Consider the following 17,700-nt stretch of genomic DNA (forward strand, 5'->3'; position numbering starts at 1 on the left):
GGGCTTCCGGTCGGGCGTCGCGGATTTGGGTTTCACCGGTCTGCGCTTTCCGGGCGCGCGCAGACCAATGCCACGCCTGGCCCCCCAAATTCAGACAAGAGGACGGACCCATGACCAATCCCCAGATCGACTATGCCGCACTGGCGGCTCAGTGGCGTGCAGAGCGCGAAACCACCTTGAAGGCATCCAGAGTGGAGCTGCTCGCGCAACTACGTGCGCTTGGCATCAGCGAGGTCGCTGTCGAATACGAAGGCTATGGCGACTCCGGCAATGTCGAGGATGTGACGGTGCAGCCTGCAGAGGGCAACCTGCCGGAGGCGCTTGTCACAGAAGTTGGCGATTTCGCCTGGTCGCTCGCCTATCACCATCACCCGGGGTTCGAAAACAACGAGGGCGGCTACGGCACACTGACCTGGGACTTGCGCAACGACAGCATCACCCTCGATCACGCGGACCGCTATGTCGAATGCTCGCACAGCTATGATGAGGGTCTTTGAGATGGCCCATCCGCTTCATCATGCTGAAAGCTCTGCCCGGAAATTCGGCGGGGTGCCGTCTGACTATCAGGCCATCCATGACTGGTTTGATGCCTCGAAAGAGCATCTTGCGCTCTTCACGCACAGAGCCTTGCGTCACCACGCCCAAGGCCTGTTTGAAGCCGAGCGTGTCTTCAGTCTGACCCTGACCAATAGCGCGGGTCGGGACATCCCCGTGCGCTGGATCGGCGAGCAACATGTCCGCGAAGACTGCCAAGGCCGTATCCCGAGCATGGCGGACTGGCTGCGTCGGATCAAGCCCGAGCCATGGATGGCCAATGGCCACATCGACCGGCATTCTGGCGATGAGTCCTGCGGCGACCCAAGGGTTGCCTGGGCCTCCGAGGTCGCCGCCGGACGAACGGTTCTTGGCCTGAAGGATTGGATGGCCGCACGCGCGACGCAAGCCACGCAAGCCACGCAAGGTGCCTGACAGCTCTGGGCCGTTTGCCAAACGAATGCTGAATGGAAGCCCGGTTGCACGACCGGGCTTCTTGCGTCGTTTCACACCACTCTTCTTGAGGAAGACCCCCATGACACTCGATGAAATCAAGGCCGCCGTCGATGCCGGCCAGACCGTGCACTGGACCAATACCGGCTACGTTGTCCACAAGGACCGGCTCGGTCAGTACCTCATCACCTATGTGCCGAACGGTAGCTGCATCGGTCTGACCGACCGGGGCGGGCAACGGTTGAACGGAAAAGAGGCGGAGTTCTTCATCGCGCGATCGGAGGACGGCGCGGAAAATCCGGGCAGCCAATCAATACCAGACGGGCAGGGGAGGGGCGTAGCACCCGGAGGCGCGGGGGCATTCCCACTCGGACGGCAGCTTTGACCCGTGGGCGAGGCTGAAAGGAAAGCAGGCTTTCTGATTTGTGATCCCTCAAGGGGTCGAGAAAGCAATCCCGGATGCGCTGGCAAGGACGTCAGACACCGGCCAATCTGAAAGGAACCATCCCATGTTCGCAGGAACCCTCACCCGCAATGTCGAGACCGCAGCCGCTCAGTACACCGGCATGATCCACGGGGCGCGCTTTGACATCGCCATCCAGTTGGAGGCGCGGGCCAAGATGTCCGAACGCAGCCCGGATTTTGACGTCACGGCAGTCAACAAATCGGGCCGCAAGGTACGCATCGGCACGGCCTGGAACGAGACCGGCAACACCAGCGGCAACCCCTACATCTCGATGCAGATCGATGTTGGTCTCGGCCCGTTCCGGGTCAACGCGGTGCAGACGAAAGAGGCGCGCGCGGCCCAGAGCGGCGCGTTCGAGATCATCCCGCTGGTCTCGAACGGCCTGATGAAATCCGGCTCGATCTCGGGCGAGCTCACCGCTATGGACGCCGACAACGCCTTCACCGGCTACATCGCCAACATGATGTTCGATCTGGAGTTCATGCTGATCGAGAACAGCTACAAGACCGAGGAGACCCACCCCGATTACCGCATTGAGGTCAGCTCGCCCCGTGGCACACCGATCCGCGTCGGCTCGGCCTGGATGGCGAAAAGCAGCCGCACGGGCAATGACTACTTGTCACTGCTGATCAACACGCCTGATGGCGACCTGCGCGTCAACGCCGTGCAGAACGAAGAACAGCGCGGCGGGCAGACCTTCTCGATCATCCCGTTCATCGACAGCGGTGAGCAGCCGCAGGACGCAGGCGCGGGGCTGTCGCTGGTCGCATGATCAACGCGCGATATTAGACATCCGCACCGAAAGGGGAGCCGTGGGACCGCGGTTCCCCTTTTTCTTATCTCGATGTCGCAGCGAGACATATCGTACGATACTTGGGAAGACACCATCCATATCCTACCGGAGGTTGAGATCTACATCAATTCCAGGATGCTACGCTGCAGCTTGGCAAATGAGTCACTCGCTGTGGTCACTGGGTGTTGGGTCAATTGAACTCGCACATCGCTGCGCAGCGCGTGATCTCAGGGGATTCCTTTCGTGCGACACTATGGTCTTCTCTCACTTGCTGTTTCCAGTGTGACGTGGTCAGTCCCACATTAAGGTGAGCCGAGAAAGATGTTGCGGAAAAGGCCCGAAGACGCGTTTTACGTCTTATAGAAACGCTTTAGATCGCGTCGCTTGCTCAGTTGTTGCGGTCGGTATGGTTTGACCTCTCCGAATTGAGCGACCGCGGTCGCCTGCATGCGTTCTTGTACGGATGGGTGGAGAGGGAAATCGTCGCCGACTTCTCGGATTCCTTTTTCCATGGAATGCTGACTGGTCCGAACGCCAAGATCGCGTCCTCGCGGTGCTGCAGGCCCAAAGGGTCAGGAGCGCGGTTAAGGTAATTTTCGTTGATTTTGATTGAAGGCACACACTCCTTTAACTCATCGACCATCCAGTCTAGGGCGATATCACTGAGACGGGATTCGGCCTCGGGGTAGCTGCCACCGATGTCGCTGTGACAACCCGGGAACCAGACCTGCTTGAGCCAAGCCGGTTCTCGGTTCTTGGTCTCTATAGCGGCTTTTTTGGACGCCCATCCAACTCGCGGGAAGTCTGCGCGGTCTTCATCGATCGCCATGGCGTGGCGGGCGTGGTTTACGTCGGGATCCAGCCACATGTCGTAGTTGCGCTTGTTCCAAGCGGCGAAATGCCCTGTCTTCAGAATCTGTGGCCAGTCTGTAGGGCGCAATATCTTCAATTTGCGACCAGGATCATCCGAGAAATACTTGAAATTATCGAGCAGAAGTGAGCCGAGTTGCCAAACAAGCACTCCGAGCAAGGCGCCGAGCGGGATGACAAGAAGCAATGACCATCCCAGCACGATTCCGGCAAGAAAGGCGGCACCGACTGTGAACGTCACTCCCCAAACAAGCGCGCGCACGACCGCAGTCCGCAGTGACGCCACCGTATCGAACACTCCGATGAAGGTTGGCTGAATATTGCCCTGATTGTCTTCGCCCTCGAGGGGAGCACTCGAATACTTCTCGCGAAATCTGTGACCGAGCTCTTCGCGATGCTTGAAGTACGGGTTCTGTCCGCGAGGCTTTCCGGCGCCGTGGTTATAAACGAACTTCACCGCATCCGTGGCGATCTTGCGTAAACCGGGTCCGTGACGCGGGATGGGTTTGCCATCGGGCATTTGTGTCGGGACACCGCAAAGGTTCATGACATTCGCTAGTGCCCTGACCGTGTACGCCCCGCGCGAGAAGCCGAATAGCAGCACACGGTCACCGGGCTCATAATGGGCGATGATCTGTTCATAGCAATCGATGATATTGTGATCGATGCCGGTGCCGACTGCGCTTTCAAGGATAGGTTTGATGCGGCCAAAGAGTCCCCCGCTTTCGCCCGTGCCCAGCCCAGGATCGTAAAAGGTGACTTGATCCTTTGGGCTAATTGGTGAGTCTGGGCCGGGACGCATGGCGCGATACATCTTGTAGACGTTCGAAAGGCGTTGGTCCGGCCTAGACCCGCCCATTTGCCCGGTCCCATCGGAAAAAATACAGATATTCTTTGTCATTTTTTACCTTTTTCCTTCAGCCTGATTGACTTCTGTCTGTTTAGGCCGTCCGCCGGATCGCTTTAGCGAGAGTGGAAGAAAACAGTCTATCTCGTCAGCTGTGAAGCTCATGTCTTCCATCTCCTTCAGCCGTCTTTGGGCCTCCTCGTAGGCTTTTCCGTCAGTCTGAGGTGCCCCTTCATAGAGGGCAGAAAGTATGGCCTGTAACTCGTCCCGACGCTCAACTGCGGCTTCATGTGACAGTCTTGGCAGATCGGTTAGCAGTGAGAGGTAGCATTCTCGGACGTTCCAGAGCTTCGCGGCTGCGTCACGATGTTTTTGGGCGATAGCACCGGGATCGAAGTTCTTCAGATATGCCGCAACAAATAGCGTCATAAATGAAATGCCGACAGTCGCGACCTCGACCCATAATTCTTCTCCCACCACGACTCCGATCGCCCCTGCGCTCGTCAGTGCTGAAAGGGTGATTTGCAAAACCTTGTACCTGCGAAGTGTATCGGCAGAGCGATCGGCCATACGTTCGTGGGTTTTGTGGGTATAGACCACCCGTCCGAAGCATTCACGGACCTGATCCTCGAACGCGATATCGTAGTCAGGCGGCATAGTCTTCATCCTCGGCATCTTTCACACGGATCGGGACGTGGATGTTGTCACGCGCAACGACCACGCCTCGGCTGACCGCGTAGCATTCTACGAGGTGATCTCCGCGGAAGTTTGTGGTCTCTTGGCGCTCACCGCGACCTTCGTCGCGCACGATCTGTCCTCGGATCACGTCTCGACGCTCGGCTTCTTCGCCACGGTTCAAGATCTTCCAAAACAACTCGGTATCATCGGGAAGATCGGTTGCATCCGCGATGAAGAATCGAAGGCTCTTTTTCGGCAGCAGAACGCCATGCCGCTCCAATAGGTCCCGAAGCATTCCCGGACGGAATCCATCCTGCGTCACTTCGCAGTTGATACGAAGATGGTATCGAATATCGACCGGAAATCTGTCTTCGACAAACTGCTCAGTGTTCTTGAAGACATGCGCGAATGCGGCAGCCTCTCCCGCTGCACTCTTTGCCGGTGCTGGGTAGGCGTTCCCGAACACATCCCGCCATTTTTGGCGCTCGTTCTTCTGTCCGCTCGCATCGATGGCTTTTAGACATAAATCGTATGCCTTCTTCGCCTTCCGCTCGAACCGCTTCTTGACGCGGACGCGTTGGCGACTGCCAAGCGCTGCATACTCGGATTGCTTGGGCTGATCAGCCAGGAATTCGAAGAAATCTCGGCACATGTAGTCGTAGTAGTGGTAGCTCTTGGTATCGTATTCGTCGGTCGACTCGAGGAAGTTGTAGGCGAGAGTGTCGATCAGAAGGCCGCCCATGGCGACGCCGTGCTTGTTCTTCCAGGCGCGCGCCATCTTGCACAAGCGGCGAAGGTTCCGGTTCTTGCGCTCATTGGCTTCTCTCATTTCATCGAGTTCAGCCTGCGGCTTGGTATTCTTCCACGACCCACCGTTTGCGGTGTCAGGGTACTTATAGCTCCCATCAGCTAGCTTGAAGGCCGGCATCACTTCGATGTGGAAATCGTTGTAGAGCACCCGGACAACCAAACGATCCACCTTGACGGTCGTCGAAGGGTATCGCCGCTTGATCGCAGCCTTGGCATCGTGAAGAAGCCGATACTGGCCCCCATCCTTGTAGCTATCCCACTTCCCGGCAGGCATGATGTAGATCATGTCCAAGTCGGAAATGCCCTTGATCGCCGTCCAACGGCCATAGGAGCCAACTTGAAGGCTGTTAGCCGTTTTTGACTCTGTGTCGCGAAACTCCTTGTTAAGGGAAGCAGTGACTTCGCCGTATCGCAAGGCAATCGTCGCGGCATTATCGATCTTGATGTTATCGAGAAAGGTCTTGAAGTCTTCAGAGGTGCCCATTGGAGTCTCGCGTTTTTGCCGGTTCAGCGCCTCTTAGGCCGGTGCGGCGGTTTACAAATTTGCCTTTCTTTCGGATTCCTGTTATAAGTTAGGGACGAAAGACCGCACTTTCAAGCGTTGTAGTTTACAAAATATCAATCATATAGGTGGAATGTAAACCACCCACTGGGAGGACGTTATGATTGGCAAGCGACTCAAAGGAGCCCGAGCGGCATCTGGCCTCTCGCTCCGTGCACTTTCTGATGCCATGGAGAACAAGGTATCCGCCCAAGCCATAGGCAAGTACGAGCGTAATGAAGACATGCCCGGTTCGGGCGTGCTGCTAAGTCTTGCCCGAGCACTCGGCGTCTCTGTGGATTTCCTGCTCAGCGATGATGAGCTTGAGTTGGAGGGCGTTGAGTTTCGCAAGTCAGCCAGCTCTTCAGCCAAAGAGATCGCGACGATCGAAGCCAAGACGCTTAATATGGTTGAAAAGTACCTAGCTATCGAAAGCTTGCTGAATCTTTCGAGCCAGGAATGGGATGCCCCGCACGAAGCACCCTATTGGGTGGCCGATGTTCGAGATGCCGAGGACGCGGCTCGCAACATGCGTGCTTCTTGGCAGTTGGGTCATGACCCGATTCCAATGCTTGCCGAACTCCTCGAGGAGCACGGGATCAAAGTGCTGTCTTTGGATGTTGATCGGATTGACGGGCTTGCGGCGAAAGTGCGTCGAAAAGAGCATCACTCCGCCCGTGTTATCATGATCAAGAAGAAGACCTGGTCTGAGCGGAAGCGCTTCAGTTTAGCTCACGAATTGGGCCACATGGTTCTTAAAGTCGCCGAAGGGTGTGATTCAGAACGCGCCGCAAATCGATTTGCTGGTGCATTCCTCGTTCCGGCAGAAGTGCTACGGCAGGAGATTGGTGCCCGCAGAACGGACATAAGCATTGGTGAGCTCATTAGTCTGAAGGATCGGTTTGGCGTCAGCATTCAAGCGCTGACGTATCGATGCAAGGATTTGGACATCATCAACCAGGCAACATTTGCGCGTCTGTTCAAGGTCTATAAGCAACGAGGTTGGCGCGATGAGCCGTTCGAGGAGCCAAATTCCAATCCTTGGGAACGAGAAGAACCGGACCGCTTTCAACGTTTGTGTTTTCGTGCCCTCTCCGAGGGGTTGATTGGGTTGTCTCGCGCGGCAGAACTTCTCGAAATACGGGTTAAAGAACTGGAAGAGCGGTTGGACCACATGGCATAGTGCCTATGTGCAAATTCTTGTTTCTGATACCTCTGTCCTGATTGACATTGAAAGAGCCTCGCTGACCGCGAGGCTCTTTGACCTGCCCTATGATTTTGTTGTTCCGGATGCTCTCTATCAAGCCGAACTCCTCGACTGGATGGGGCCAGATCTGATTGACCTGGGGCTGAGAATAGAAGAGCTCACGCCAGAAGAAACCGCACGTGCGACAGAGCTGAAGCGGGCAAAGGCTATGTTGTCGACGCCTGATGTCTTTGCGTTTTGTCTGGCGGCGGGAAGGGATTGGGTTCTACTAACCGGAGACGGTGCGCTCAGGGCTGAGGCGGAGCGCCAAGAACTCGCGATGCATGGTGTTTTGTGGGTGTTCGATGAGATGGAACATCACGAGGTTTGTTCGACCGTCCTCCTCAAGTCGGGCCTCGAGGCGGTTCGTGATCACCCGAGATGCAGACTTCCCATTAGGGAAATCAATAGGCGCCTTGCGAGATACTAGATTGTTTATTCGGCTTGCTGGAGGGAAATTGTTGCGAAGCTCTTCTTCGCTTTAGCCTTGCGGCCTCCCCAGCTCGGCTTCGCGTGTCGCAGGGGAGAACAGCCCTACGGTCCGTCGCGCATTCGGCCATGCGGCCTCACCGCGGTGTTGCACCCGGGATCCCGGTTTGCCCGCCTCGCGAGCACGTCCCTCCCCGGCCGCTCCGCCGGATTGCGCTCTGGTCTGTTTTGCGGGGCAAAACGATCCCGCCGCTTCATCCGTCTTCCGCGTCCGGTCGGGCCGTTTGCCTGCTCGGGTCGGGCAAACCTACCGTCAAAACACACACACATGAGTGCGGAAGCATATCCTCCGGATGGCCCCCAAATCAGCCCGCGTCAAGGATCGCAAAACTTTTCGGCGAGGGCGGGGCCTGTGGCGTGGGGCGGTCCCGTGCTGCGCGCCGAAAACTTTTGCGCCCGGCAAGCCGGCGGCTGCGCCGTCCCTGACCCGGGCAGATTCGGAAACCAGGCATTCGGCCATGCCCCCACACTCACGTGGTGGCCTTGGAAACGAACACTGGAGACCAGACATGGCTTACGACACCGCAAACACCTACGAGACCATCGAGCTTTTCGGACTGACCGAGAAGGACGCGCAGCTGCCGATCCCCGAGGATCAAATCCTGACCGACCACATTATCCGCGAGAGCTTCGAGGCTTTGCTCGGTCAGCTGCGCGGGACCGGGCTTGAAGCAGAGATCGAACCGCTGGCCCATGGGATCGCGACGATCCTGCAGCGCCGCAAGGTGGCGCTTGGCAAGGAGGTCGACCGCACCGCCGACAAGATCGGCGCGCTGGCAAAATCCCACGACGGATCAGAGATCGCCGAGACCGCGCTCGAGGAGGCGCAGGCGCGCTTTCTGCAACTGCGCGAAATTGTCAGCGCCATCGAGGTGATGAGCGAGGCAGCGGCGGAATGCTACGAGATCGAGACGGGCCACGCCTTCATTCCGGCAGCCGGGTCGCGCGCAAGCGTCCGGGCGCAGGAGACCGGGGCAGTCTTTGAGGCGCGGCAGCTCCTGGAGCAGCACGACCGCGAAACCGCCGAGAAGTCGAAAGTCGAGGGGGTGCCCCTGATCGTCTCAGGCGCCACCGACTGGACCGATGTCGATGTGATCTTCAACACGCTCGACAAGGTTCGCGAACGGATCAAACAGAACCGCAATCAGGAGATCTTTCTCTGCCACAAGGGTGGCAAGCACGGTGCGGAGATGATTGCGGCTCGGTGGGCGCGCACACGGGGTGTCGCACAAGCGCGCTTTGATCCGCGCTGGTCCGCGCATGGGCGGGCGGCACCGTTTAAGTGCAACGATGAGATGCTGGACGACAAGTTCGCGGCGACAGGGGTTGTCCTCTTCGGCGGCAACGGGGTCGCGCTGAACCTCGGGCAGAAGGCGGAAGCGAAAGGTCTGACGGTCATGCGGGTTGCTGACCCGGCGAAGAAGGCGTCGCAGGATTGAAGAGAGGGGGTCGCGCTTGGCGCGGCCCTTTCGTCATGTCTCATGGCGCGTGCGATCGGTCACACGTGATCGGCAGTCTGCGGCGGCCAGCACCGTTATCCCTCTACCAAGTCCGTCAGAGTTCGGCCCATCCGCATCGGTGCGGGCTGGGGATGGTGCGCACCTCACGCACATCGTCAGCATCGCAAGACACGAAAGCTCGAGACGTCCCACTTGAGGCTGAAGACCTGCACGTCCCTCGGGTGGTGTTTCTAAACATCGCACCCACGCGGGCGGGCTTCATCAGCACCCCGGCCAGGATCGGCGGGACGAGGACGCGGATGGTGGCGGCTGCGTGATGGCAGGGGTCATTTGGGTCGCTCCTTTTTGCTATGCATGTGGATCGCACGGGGTCGGCCCGTCCGGCCCTCAGCTCACGCTTCGGCAAGCACAAATACGGCTTCCACGGCTGGCCGCGGACCCTCCGCATTTGCACTTGCGACCGGGCCTCTTGCCCCCGTGCCGGGTGATCCCCATCGCAACAAGGAGTAACCCAAATGACCAACCACTACGTCGCCACCGTCCCCGTCAAGTTCACCGATACCGACGGCCAGGAGCGCACCCGTTTTCAGCGCGTGGGGGCGATGTTCCGCAACACCCGCAACGGGGATGGATCGGAGTTCTTCAGCCTCAAGCTCGACTTCCCCGTCGCGGTCTCGGAGCTGGTGATGTTCCCGCCGAGCGCGAAGGATCCCCAGGACTGAATCCTCTGACGAAGATGGGCCGCCCCGGGACGATCTTGGAGCGGCCCGATCCCTGTTCCAGGGATGCCGGTTCCGTCGCGGGTGATCGCCGACAGCGACCTCCCCTTGGTGCCGGTCCCTGCGCTCTCAAAGGACGATCGCCGCTCGGAATAGTCTGGCCGCGACAGACCGGCCGGTCAGCCTCAAGGGGGCCATCCTCAAAAACCTATCGGCCAGGGCCTCCCGGTTTTTGCGGCAGAGATTTGGCAAGCCAAATCTGGCCCTCCTTGACCCTGCCTGTCCGCCCTGTCGGTGGGGTTTGCGCCCGCCCGCGGTTCCGTCCGAACACATGGGTGTTCGGCCAGAGCCTCGGGCGGTGTTGGGGAAGGGGACCCATTGGACAGGTGGGTCGCCCGGTGGTGAGGGCGGCAGAGCCGCGTCCCTGAGGGCCGCGGCGTGAAGCGGACACCAAGGCTGCCTGAGACTGAATGCGACGTAAGTATATAATTGACAGCTGGGTATATTATCGTAAGGTGGGGGCAGCCTTGGTGGAAGGTGGCAGGAAATAGGGGGTCTTTCTTCCGCATGTCCCGATCAAAACGCCTGACAGAGATCGAGAAGATGCAGATCGTCCGCGAGGCCGCGGAGGGTGTGTCGACGTCCGAGCTGGCTGCGAGGTTCGGGGTTACATCGCGCGCCGTGCGCTACGTCCTGAAAGCTGATGCCGAGCGCCAGACCGATACCGCTATTCCGGTCTCAGCAGTCAGTGTGAAAGTTACGGCTGCGGAGCTTGCGGCGTTCGATGAAGTGCTGGCCGCCGCCGGGATCGAGAGCCGGGCCGAAGGGCTGCGGCGGCTCATCCAGGCGGCGGGCGGGGTGTTCGTTCCGGACGCGCAGATGGCAGCAGAGATGGCGCGCTACAGGGCCTCTCTGCACGAGGTCGGCAATGGGGTCGCGCAGATCGCCAAGCAGATGACGCGGGCCAACCGGATGGGGCAGGGGGCCGTGGGCGGCACGAGTGCCGAGTTCACCGAATTGCGCCTCGCGCAGATGCGCGGGCTGGCGCGGTTCATCCTGGATTCTGCTGACGAGATCGACCTGCTCCTGCGCCGCCGTCGCGATGCCATGCAGCTGCAGGCCACGGCCGCGCTGAGGGAGTTTGCCCATGCGGCTGAATGATGCCGTTGACGCCGTCACGGGCGAGGTCTTCCGGGACGGCTGGAGCCGCGTCCGGGGCTCAATGCAGGGGCTGCACGTGGCCAAGCAGACCCAGCTTGTGCGCGCGGCAGCAGGGCATCGGCCAGCAGTCTTCAAGGCGATCCGGGGCGGGGGAACGCATACCAAATCGCAGCTCGCAAACCAGCTCGATTACCTCACCACCAAGTCCACCCATATCGTGGACAGTAGCGGGTTCTTGGATGGCAAGACGAAGCTCGAGGCGGGTGACATCAAGGATCTGACCGAGCGCTTTGCCAAGCGGTGGGATGCGGGCTTCAAGCCCAAGCTTGGGCAGACCACCCACATGCTCATGTCCTTCCCCATCGGCACGCGCGGGGAGGATGTGCGCGACATCGCGACGGACGTGGCCGAGCGGTTCTTCCAGACCGATAAGGGGCATTTCGACTACATCATCGCGGTGCATGAGGACCGCGATCACCCGCATGCGCATTTGGTGCTGAACCGCCGCTCGCAGGAAGGCGAGTTCTTCTTTCTGGGGCGCAACCACCGCTTCAACTATGACGACTTCCGCCTCGCCATGGTCGAGGAGGCGGAAAAGTATGGTGTACGGCTGGAGGCCACGCGGCGGGTGGATCGCGGCGTCGTGCATTACCCAGCCCGCACCAGCGAGGTTTACGCCGCGAAAGACGAGGGCCGCGCGCCCCGCGAGCCGCGAACGCGTGGGGCAGGACCTGACCCGGACGCTGGCGGAGATCGCCAACACCAGAACCGTCTACCATTCGCTTGCCGCAGAGGCCTCCCGGGAGGCCCGGGAAGACATCGCCGCGGCACTCTTCCGCGCGGGCGAGGTGCTGGCGCATGGCGGACAGGTGGACCGAACAGGAGATGTGTATATGGCTGAGGATCAAAGCTTCGAGGATCTCAGAAGCCTCTATGCCGAGAAGCTCGCGTGGGTGCAGGGCATGATCGCCGAGAAGTCTGACGCGGAACGTCCCGTGCTGGAAAAACGCCTCATCGAGATCCAGACGCAGGTCCAGCACATGCAGCCTCTCGGTTTGCGATCATCCACGCTGTCAGAGGCCCCCTCGGAGGGCGGGATCTATTCCGAAGCCAATATCGACACCAACCAGCGCGAGCGTCTGGCAGAGCCCGATCTGAGATCGCGCATTGACGCGGCACTACACGGCACGGGGATCAGCACATCCGAAGTGGTGGCCCGGATCGAGTCCGGGGCCTCAAATGCAGCGCTCGAGCATCAATGGATCGCAGATGATCTCTCCAAAGTGGCCGAGGCGCGGGATCTGAACCTCGAGCGCCGCGCCGATCTGGAACAGGCGCGAGACATTCTCAACGATGTGCACGTCGAACTTGGCACGCTGCTGGAACGCGAACAGGTGCTGCGCCGGGATGGTGTCATGGAAGCGGAACCGGACAGCGAGCGGTTCCATTATCATGAGGGCGCGGTCCGGGCGATGGAAAGGACAATCCGTCAGGAGATGCGCGCAGAGGGCCTGACAGTGCAGCAGGTGGAGGACCGGGACTGGGAGGTTGTCTCAAGGGCGGAGCGCCGGATCGAGACGGAGCAGCGCGCGTATCTCGAGGCACACCCGGACCTGCTCGCACGTCCTGGCGATGTGATCGACCGGTCTGAACCCCACAGGGAGAGCATTACCGATGCGGCCCGCGCCAGCGAGATCACCCGCGAAGTCGACCAGATCGTGGAGGGACGCGACCTCCGCACCCCCGTTGCGGATGCCGTCGCAGATGACTTCCGAGCGCGTTATCCGGACATGCCGGCCCATCTCGCCCGCGGGCTTGGCGCGACCTACGCGGCCGTCGTCGAGATCCGGGACACGGAGGTCATCAATCAGGTCCGCCGCGAAAACGAGTTGCGCGACGGGCTCGGGTCTGGCACGCGCAACGACATCCTCGCAACCCGCGATGAAACTGCGTCGCAGTCTGACCGTGCCGACCGCCTTGCAGACGAGATTGCGCGCGTCCTGGAGCATGAGCGGGCGGGGGAGTTGTCCGCGCCCTTCGAGACCGAGGCGGAGCGGGACGCCTTCCGTGGCGAGATCGCGCGGGTGCTGGACGTTCGCCAACTCGACCGGCTCACATCCGGCCACGCCGATGCGCTGGAACAGGTTCTCGAGGACCGCCTCGACCGGCTCTATGTCGCCAAGGTCTACCTGCAATCCGATGCCGCCACGGCCAACACGGAGGCCTTGCGCCAGGTGGTCGATGATCTTGCCGACACCGAATATGAAAAACACCGCACTGGCGATGTGGATGGCGAGACCGAGCGGGGACAGGTCCATTGAGCGCCTCCATGGGAAAAGCGGGGATCGCCACGGGCGTCCTGCTTGTGACGCTGGTGACCGGGGCCATGGGCTATACCATCGCCTCGGCGGTGCTGACCTACCAGGATCTTGGGTTTGGGGCCGAGATCGACTTTGCTTATATCGCGCAGAACTACATCACGATCCTCGATCGCCGCCCGGAGGACGCGCAACTTATTCACCTGATCATCGGCAGCTTCGCCGCCGCCGGCCTGATGCTGAGCCTCGCCCTTTCAGGCTCGGCCCTCACACGCTTTGGCCAGACCCATTGGCAGACCGCGCGCGAGATGAAGGCCAATGGCTTCTTCGGGGCGCCAGGGACCGGGTTCATCCTCGGCAAGCTGGGGCCGCCGGGCTCCCGCGCCAATTACATTTGCTCCAAGGTCTTCCCCCATGCGCTGATCGTGGCCCCCACGGGCCGTGGCAAAACCACGGGCTTTGTCATTCCGAACCTGCTGACCTGGCAGGGCTCTGCCGTGACGCTCGATGTGAAGGGCGAATGCTTCGAGGCGACGGCCCGGCACCGCGCAGCCCAAGGCGACAAGGTCTATCGCTTTTCCCCCACCGATTGGGAGGGCAGGCGCACGCATCGCTACAACCCGCTCCTGCGCATCTATCAACTGAAAGACCCCGCGCGCCAGCAGATGGAACTGCAGCTCCTGGCGACGCTGTTCCTGCAAAGCGACAACGACCGGGTGCAGGGCCTCCTCAAAGGCGGGATCGATCTCTTCGTGGCGGCAGGGCTGCTGGCCTTCCAGCGCAAGCGCCCCACCTTGGGCGAGATCTACCGCATCGCGGCCTCGGGCGGGAACAAGCAGAAGGAATACTTCGCGCGCGGCCACGAGGTCGACAACAGGGCCGCCAAGCTGATCTTCACGCGGCTGGCCTCGACCAACAACGACACGCTGACCTCATACGTCTCGCTCCTGATGACCTCAGGGCTCGATCAATGGCAGAACCCAGCGATTGATGAGGCGACGGCGGTGTCGGACTTTGATTTCCGCACGATCCGGAAAAAGCCCTTTTCGGTCTATCTCGTGGTCCAGCCTCTGATGGTGAAGCCCCTCGCGCCGCTGATCCGGCTCTTCTTCTCCGATCTCCTCTCCGCCATGCAGGAAAAGGATCCCGGCCCCGACGAACCCTGGCCCGTGATGATCATGCTCGATGAGTTCAATCGCTTGGGCAAGATGCCCATCGTGGTCGAGAGCATCGAGACCCTGCGCACCTATCGTGGGCACCTGGCCGTCGTCACTCAGACCATCCCCGCCCTCGATGAAATCTATGGCGAGAACACCCGCCGCGCGCTGCAGGGCAACGCGGGCGTGAAACTCTACCTGACGCCCTCGGATGAGAAGACCGTCGAGGAGCTGAGCAAGGCGGTCGGTAAGACCACGAAAACCGTCGTCACGCGCTCCCAGTCCATCGGCAAGAACCCCTTTGAAGGGCGCAGCCAATCCACACGGACCGAAGAAAGTTCCTTGCTGCCCGAAGATGAGGCGCGCCGCCTGCCCCTCGATGAAATCGTCATGGTCATCGATGCCCAGATGCCGGTCCGGGCAAAGCGGATCCAGTACTTCGACGATCGCCTCTTTAAGGCGATCCACGCGGCGCAGACGGGCGAGTTGCCGTTTCCGAAGCCTGGGGGAGGTGGGTCGCAGGGCACGCTGCCGTTGAGTGTGCGCGCCATGCCGATGACGCCGCTACCGGACGGGTCAGGCGGATCCGAGACCGATGTTGAGGCCGCACGCCAGACTGCTGATGGCCAATCGTCAGGGCAAACCGATGTCACCCCAAAGAAGACCGCGCCTATCGTTCAAGCCGTCATCGCCGAGAAACAGCGTCAGATGGAGATGGATTTCGGGAGCCGGGTTGTGGATGCCGAGGCTGCGATCGTGGTGGATGAGGCGCAGATGCGCTCCGCTGTCGATGGATTGGATGAAATGGAAGAGATGCTGCGGGAGGGGGAGTGAAAAGCTGGTTGCTCGATAGGGTGGCGAGGATGGTATGTCTGTCGGGCAGGGCGAATTCTGTTGAATAACTCTTATACAGCGCGTCGGTCGCAAATTTCGCAGAACAAAATTCTGAATCGCTCAGTTTTCGGCGGCGTCACGTGGCGCAATCAGCTCTTCGGGGAGCGGCTTCTTACATTTCCTAAATTCGCAGTTGCAGAAAGGAGTTTTTCCACAGAATCGGCGGGAGCGGCCCTCAGTCTGGTTCACGCTGCCGGACCTTGGTAATCGACATTGAGCGAAGATTCCGGAAGTTAGCTGCAGGCAGCATCACGGACTGGCCGCAAAAACGGACACACTATCAGTTCCGTGCCGGCAGACATGGGGCGACCGAAGAGGAGGGCGGAATCCGGTACTTTATGCAGAGCGTTCCGCTCCAGCCATGAAAGAACAGCGGAGAACTTTCTCCTCAAACGGTCTAGTTTTCAAGATGCAGTGCAGCTTCTTTCTTAGTCCGGGTTGCTCCTGCGATCCATCCACGCACAAATAATCAAAGTGAGGACAAAGGCTCCTTGATTTATGAGGGTTTGCCGCCAGTCACTTTGGGTCTCACCAGTACGAATTGCTACTTCTAGGCTGGCAAATCCATGCTCTGCCTCCACAGATACAAACTGAGCAAGGGCAAAGACCCCCACCATAGCCAACAAGACAAGGCCGAAGCATCGCCTCCAAAAAAAGCCGGATTATGAAGAAGCATCAATATGAACGCCGCAAGACCAAACATGGCGGTTGCTGCCAGGCGGGCATCATGTGTCCATGTTGCAGGGACAAGAAATAGCCAAGTGATGAGACACGATGCCAAGCCCACTCCAACAGAAGTCCAGAACCATGAAGAGGAATTATTACGCCTTGCAACTTCGCCAGCAGCGATCCTTTCGCGATGGCGCGCGGTCATCTCTATTTGCAGGTTTTGTTGCAAATCTGGGTTATTCGTCCATATTCGGTTAAATTCCTGTCCCGGCACTTTAAGGGCGGCAGCCTCATCTGTCAGGACATATACACTTGCCGATCGCTTGCTTCCAAGTTCAATCGCTGCCATCTCGCCAACTTGGTTCGGAGCAACGCGTTTCGAACCAAGCTGACGCTTGAAAACGATATCCACCTCACCAGACAGAAGAAAATAAACATCATTGTCCTGATCACCTTCATGAATCAAACAGTCACCCTTGCGAAAAAATACAATCTCACCGTGATTCATTAGTTGGTCTACGATTGTCGTGTCGCCACGAATTGCCCGGTTCTCACGAAGCGTTTTTCGGACAAGGTCGGGCGCACTGTCCCCGGAGAACAGCGCAGGCAGCTTGGCTTCTTTTTCCCAGCCGATGATTTTTCTTAGCTTCGCCGACCAATACATTCGTCTACTTCTTCCAGGTTTTTGATAGATAGTGAAAAGCTACTTTTGTTGCGGATCATCCCTTCCTCAATGTCGTGAGGATTGAACCCATAAAAGCGTAGATAGTAAAACAGCATCGCCTGGCGCACTTCCAGCAACAGATCTCCGTCGCTCATGTTATATTCGATTTCCAGACGTTCACGCTGCCTATCACCGAGAGTTGGATCAGGCTGCAAGCGTAAATCTACGATTTTTGACCATTCTTTATCTTCTGGAAGCTCTTGGTCATTATCTTTTTTGGTTGTGATCTTCTCAATGCGCGAAAGCACAAAGTCTGAGTAGCGGTTCTTGTCGCGGTCGAATGCACGCATGTGCCAGCGATGGCCATCACTGGCAATCGCATGCGGGTAAAGACAGCGAGGCGACTCTGATTCAGAACTGAGGGAAACATACAAGACCTCAACGCAGTGGCGGTCACGAATGGCACGAAGCACGGCCTTTAAGGTGGCGGGGTCAGTCTTACGCGTAGAAGCCGCTACCGCGTCAAATTCAGGTATGTTTGCAGGCCATATTTCATCGGGGGCACGATAACCATGGTGCAGCATTTCTAGGTGTTGAAGATACTCCGTCGCTTCTCCCTTCACAAAAGCCGGACAAAATCCTGAGCGTGCGATGTAGGTCCTCTGACGCGGGTCGTAGGCCATGTTCTTAGGTTCGAGATCCAGGTACGATGTGAGGTCCAGCGTTGCTTGCTGCGGAGAAATTTCGAACTTCTCCGTAAGAATCTTGCGTCCAACCGTACCGCCCCACATGAGCTGGAACTCGATAAATTCGTAGCGTTTTCGCTGACTTGGCTTGATGGATTCGTGTTTCATGACTGCTTTGTCTCCCTGCCATAGACTAGCATATTGACAAATTATGTGATACCCCTAAATTATAGGAGTACAGTAAA

At 59.0% G+C, this 17,700-nt stretch carries 15 protein-coding genes and 1 pseudogene; 11 read left to right on the plus strand and 5 right to left on the minus strand.

What is annotated here, in order from left to right:
* Positions 1-110: 110 nt before the first annotated feature.
* From AC0L7P_RS22795 to AC0L7P_RS22810, 4 genes are all read left to right on the plus strand, one after another.
* Entirely contained in the window at positions 111-497 is a 387-nt protein-coding gene (locus AC0L7P_RS22795; RefSeq protein ID WP_007120652.1) for a DUF6878 family protein, read from the plus strand.
* 1 nt (position 498) lies between these two features.
* Positions 499-969, plus strand: coding sequence for a DUF6915 family protein (locus AC0L7P_RS22800; RefSeq protein WP_040701721.1), 471 nt, complete (start codon positions 499-501; stop codon positions 967-969).
* Between the two features lie 100 nt (positions 970-1,069).
* Positions 1,070-1,372 carry a hypothetical protein gene (locus AC0L7P_RS22805; protein WP_007120654.1) on the plus strand — a complete coding sequence of 101 codons (303 nt, stop codon included), beginning with the start codon at positions 1,070-1,072 and terminating at the stop codon, positions 1,370-1,372.
* Between the two features lie 124 nt (positions 1,373-1,496).
* A complete protein-coding gene (locus AC0L7P_RS22810) occupies positions 1,497-2,225 on the plus strand; it encodes a DUF736 family protein (RefSeq protein WP_007120655.1) in 729 nt (242 codons plus the stop codon).
* A 409-nt stretch (positions 2,226-2,634) separates the two neighbouring features.
* Here the strand turns inward: AC0L7P_RS22810 and AC0L7P_RS22815 are convergent, their stop codons facing one another.
* From AC0L7P_RS22815 to AC0L7P_RS22825, 3 genes are read right to left on the minus strand one after another with little or no spacing between them, the layout of a single operon-like run.
* Positions 2,635-4,017 carry a phospholipase effector Tle1 domain-containing protein gene (locus AC0L7P_RS22815; protein ID WP_473436393.1) on the minus strand — a complete coding sequence of 461 codons (1,383 nt, stop codon included), beginning with the start codon at positions 4,015-4,017 and terminating at the stop codon, positions 2,635-2,637.
* 3 nt (positions 4,018-4,020) lie between these two features.
* Positions 4,021-4,629 (minus strand): SLATT domain-containing protein, encoded by a 609-nt coding sequence (locus AC0L7P_RS22820; protein WP_007120657.1) that lies wholly within the window; start codon positions 4,627-4,629, stop codon positions 4,021-4,023.
* Positions 4,610-5,935: an SMODS domain-containing nucleotidyltransferase gene (locus AC0L7P_RS22825; RefSeq protein ID WP_007120658.1), complete on the minus strand. Its 1,326-nt coding sequence runs from the start codon at positions 5,933-5,935 to the stop codon at positions 4,610-4,612. Before AC0L7P_RS22825 ends, AC0L7P_RS22820 begins: the two co-directional genes overlap by 20 nt.
* 178 nt (positions 5,936-6,113) lie before the next feature.
* Between AC0L7P_RS22825 and AC0L7P_RS22830 the strand changes: the two genes are divergently transcribed.
* The 7 genes and pseudogenes from AC0L7P_RS22830 (at position 6,114) to AC0L7P_RS22860 (ending at position 15,376) form a co-directional block, all read left to right on the plus strand.
* Positions 6,114-7,175: a helix-turn-helix domain-containing protein gene (locus AC0L7P_RS22830; RefSeq protein WP_473436394.1), complete on the plus strand. Its 1,062-nt coding sequence runs from the start codon at positions 6,114-6,116 to the stop codon at positions 7,173-7,175.
* A gap of 7 nt (positions 7,176-7,182) precedes the next feature.
* Positions 7,183-7,668 carry a PIN domain-containing protein gene (locus AC0L7P_RS22835; protein ID WP_007120660.1) on the plus strand — a complete coding sequence of 162 codons (486 nt, stop codon included), beginning with the start codon at positions 7,183-7,185 and terminating at the stop codon, positions 7,666-7,668.
* 568 nt (positions 7,669-8,236) lie between these two features.
* Entirely contained in the window at positions 8,237-9,166 is a 930-nt protein-coding gene (locus tag AC0L7P_RS22840; protein ID WP_007120661.1) for a DUF2493 domain-containing protein, read from the plus strand.
* 536 nt (positions 9,167-9,702) lie between these two features.
* Positions 9,703-9,909, plus strand: coding sequence for a hypothetical protein (locus AC0L7P_RS22845; protein ID WP_007120662.1), 207 nt, complete (start codon positions 9,703-9,705; stop codon positions 9,907-9,909).
* Positions 9,910-10,473: 564 nt separating this feature from the next.
* A complete protein-coding gene (locus AC0L7P_RS22850) occupies positions 10,474-11,067 on the plus strand; it encodes a helix-turn-helix domain-containing protein (protein ID WP_473436395.1) in 594 nt (197 codons plus the stop codon).
* Positions 11,054-13,388, plus strand: a pseudogene (locus tag AC0L7P_RS22855) (relaxase/mobilization nuclease domain-containing protein). The gene AC0L7P_RS22850 and the pseudogene AC0L7P_RS22855 overlap by 14 nt, the downstream one beginning before the upstream one ends.
* A gap of 8 nt (positions 13,389-13,396) precedes the next feature.
* Positions 13,397-15,376, plus strand: coding sequence for a type IV secretory system conjugative DNA transfer family protein (locus AC0L7P_RS22860; protein WP_473436396.1), 1,980 nt, complete (start codon positions 13,397-13,399; stop codon positions 15,374-15,376).
* 610 nt (positions 15,377-15,986) lie between these two features.
* On the opposite strand, the gene AC0L7P_RS22865 is transcribed toward AC0L7P_RS22860, so the two are convergent.
* Complete coding sequence (locus tag AC0L7P_RS22865; RefSeq protein WP_473436397.1) at positions 15,987-16,769, minus strand: cyclic nucleotide-binding domain-containing protein; 783 nt, start codon at positions 16,767-16,769, stop codon at positions 15,987-15,989.
* Positions 16,748-17,623 carry a WYL domain-containing protein gene (locus AC0L7P_RS22870; protein ID WP_007120668.1) on the minus strand — a complete coding sequence of 292 codons (876 nt, stop codon included), beginning with the start codon at positions 17,621-17,623 and terminating at the stop codon, positions 16,748-16,750. Before AC0L7P_RS22870 ends, AC0L7P_RS22865 begins: the two co-directional genes overlap by 22 nt.
* Positions 17,624-17,700 lie beyond the last annotated feature (77 nt).

This window comes from Oceaniglobus sp. K40-3 (genome assembly GCF_055808395.1).

What these genes read in the sequence shown, in the direction of transcription:
- AC0L7P_RS22805 (WP_007120654.1), top strand. Translation starts at nt 1,070, where the DNA reads ATGACACTCGATGAAATCAAGGCCGCCGTCGATGCCGGCCAGACCGTG.
- AC0L7P_RS22865 (WP_473436397.1), bottom strand. Translation starts at nt 16,769, where the DNA reads ATGTATTGGTCGGCGAAGCTAAGAAAAATCATCGGCTGGGAAAAAGAA.
- AC0L7P_RS22860 (WP_473436396.1), top strand. Translation starts at nt 13,397, where the DNA reads ATGGGAAAAGCGGGGATCGCCACGGGCGTCCTGCTTGTGACGCTGGTG.
- AC0L7P_RS22800 (WP_040701721.1), top strand. Translation starts at nt 499, where the DNA reads ATGGCCCATCCGCTTCATCATGCTGAAAGCTCTGCCCGGAAATTCGGC.
- AC0L7P_RS22810 (WP_007120655.1), top strand. Translation starts at nt 1,497, where the DNA reads ATGTTCGCAGGAACCCTCACCCGCAATGTCGAGACCGCAGCCGCTCAG.
- AC0L7P_RS22815 (WP_473436393.1), bottom strand. Translation starts at nt 4,017, where the DNA reads ATGACAAAGAATATCTGTATTTTTTCCGATGGGACCGGGCAAATGGGC.
- AC0L7P_RS22845 (WP_007120662.1), top strand. Translation starts at nt 9,703, where the DNA reads ATGACCAACCACTACGTCGCCACCGTCCCCGTCAAGTTCACCGATACC.
- AC0L7P_RS22825 (WP_007120658.1), bottom strand. Translation starts at nt 5,935, where the DNA reads ATGGGCACCTCTGAAGACTTCAAGACCTTTCTCGATAACATCAAGATC.
- AC0L7P_RS22870 (WP_007120668.1), bottom strand. Translation starts at nt 17,623, where the DNA reads ATGAAACACGAATCCATCAAGCCAAGTCAGCGAAAACGCTACGAATTT.
- AC0L7P_RS22850 (WP_473436395.1), top strand. Translation starts at nt 10,474, where the DNA reads ATGTCCCGATCAAAACGCCTGACAGAGATCGAGAAGATGCAGATCGTC.
- AC0L7P_RS22840 (WP_007120661.1), top strand. Translation starts at nt 8,237, where the DNA reads ATGGCTTACGACACCGCAAACACCTACGAGACCATCGAGCTTTTCGGA.
- AC0L7P_RS22795 (WP_007120652.1), top strand. Translation starts at nt 111, where the DNA reads ATGACCAATCCCCAGATCGACTATGCCGCACTGGCGGCTCAGTGGCGT.
- AC0L7P_RS22830 (WP_473436394.1), top strand. Translation starts at nt 6,114, where the DNA reads ATGATTGGCAAGCGACTCAAAGGAGCCCGAGCGGCATCTGGCCTCTCG.
- AC0L7P_RS22820 (WP_007120657.1), bottom strand. Translation starts at nt 4,629, where the DNA reads ATGAAGACTATGCCGCCTGACTACGATATCGCGTTCGAGGATCAGGTC.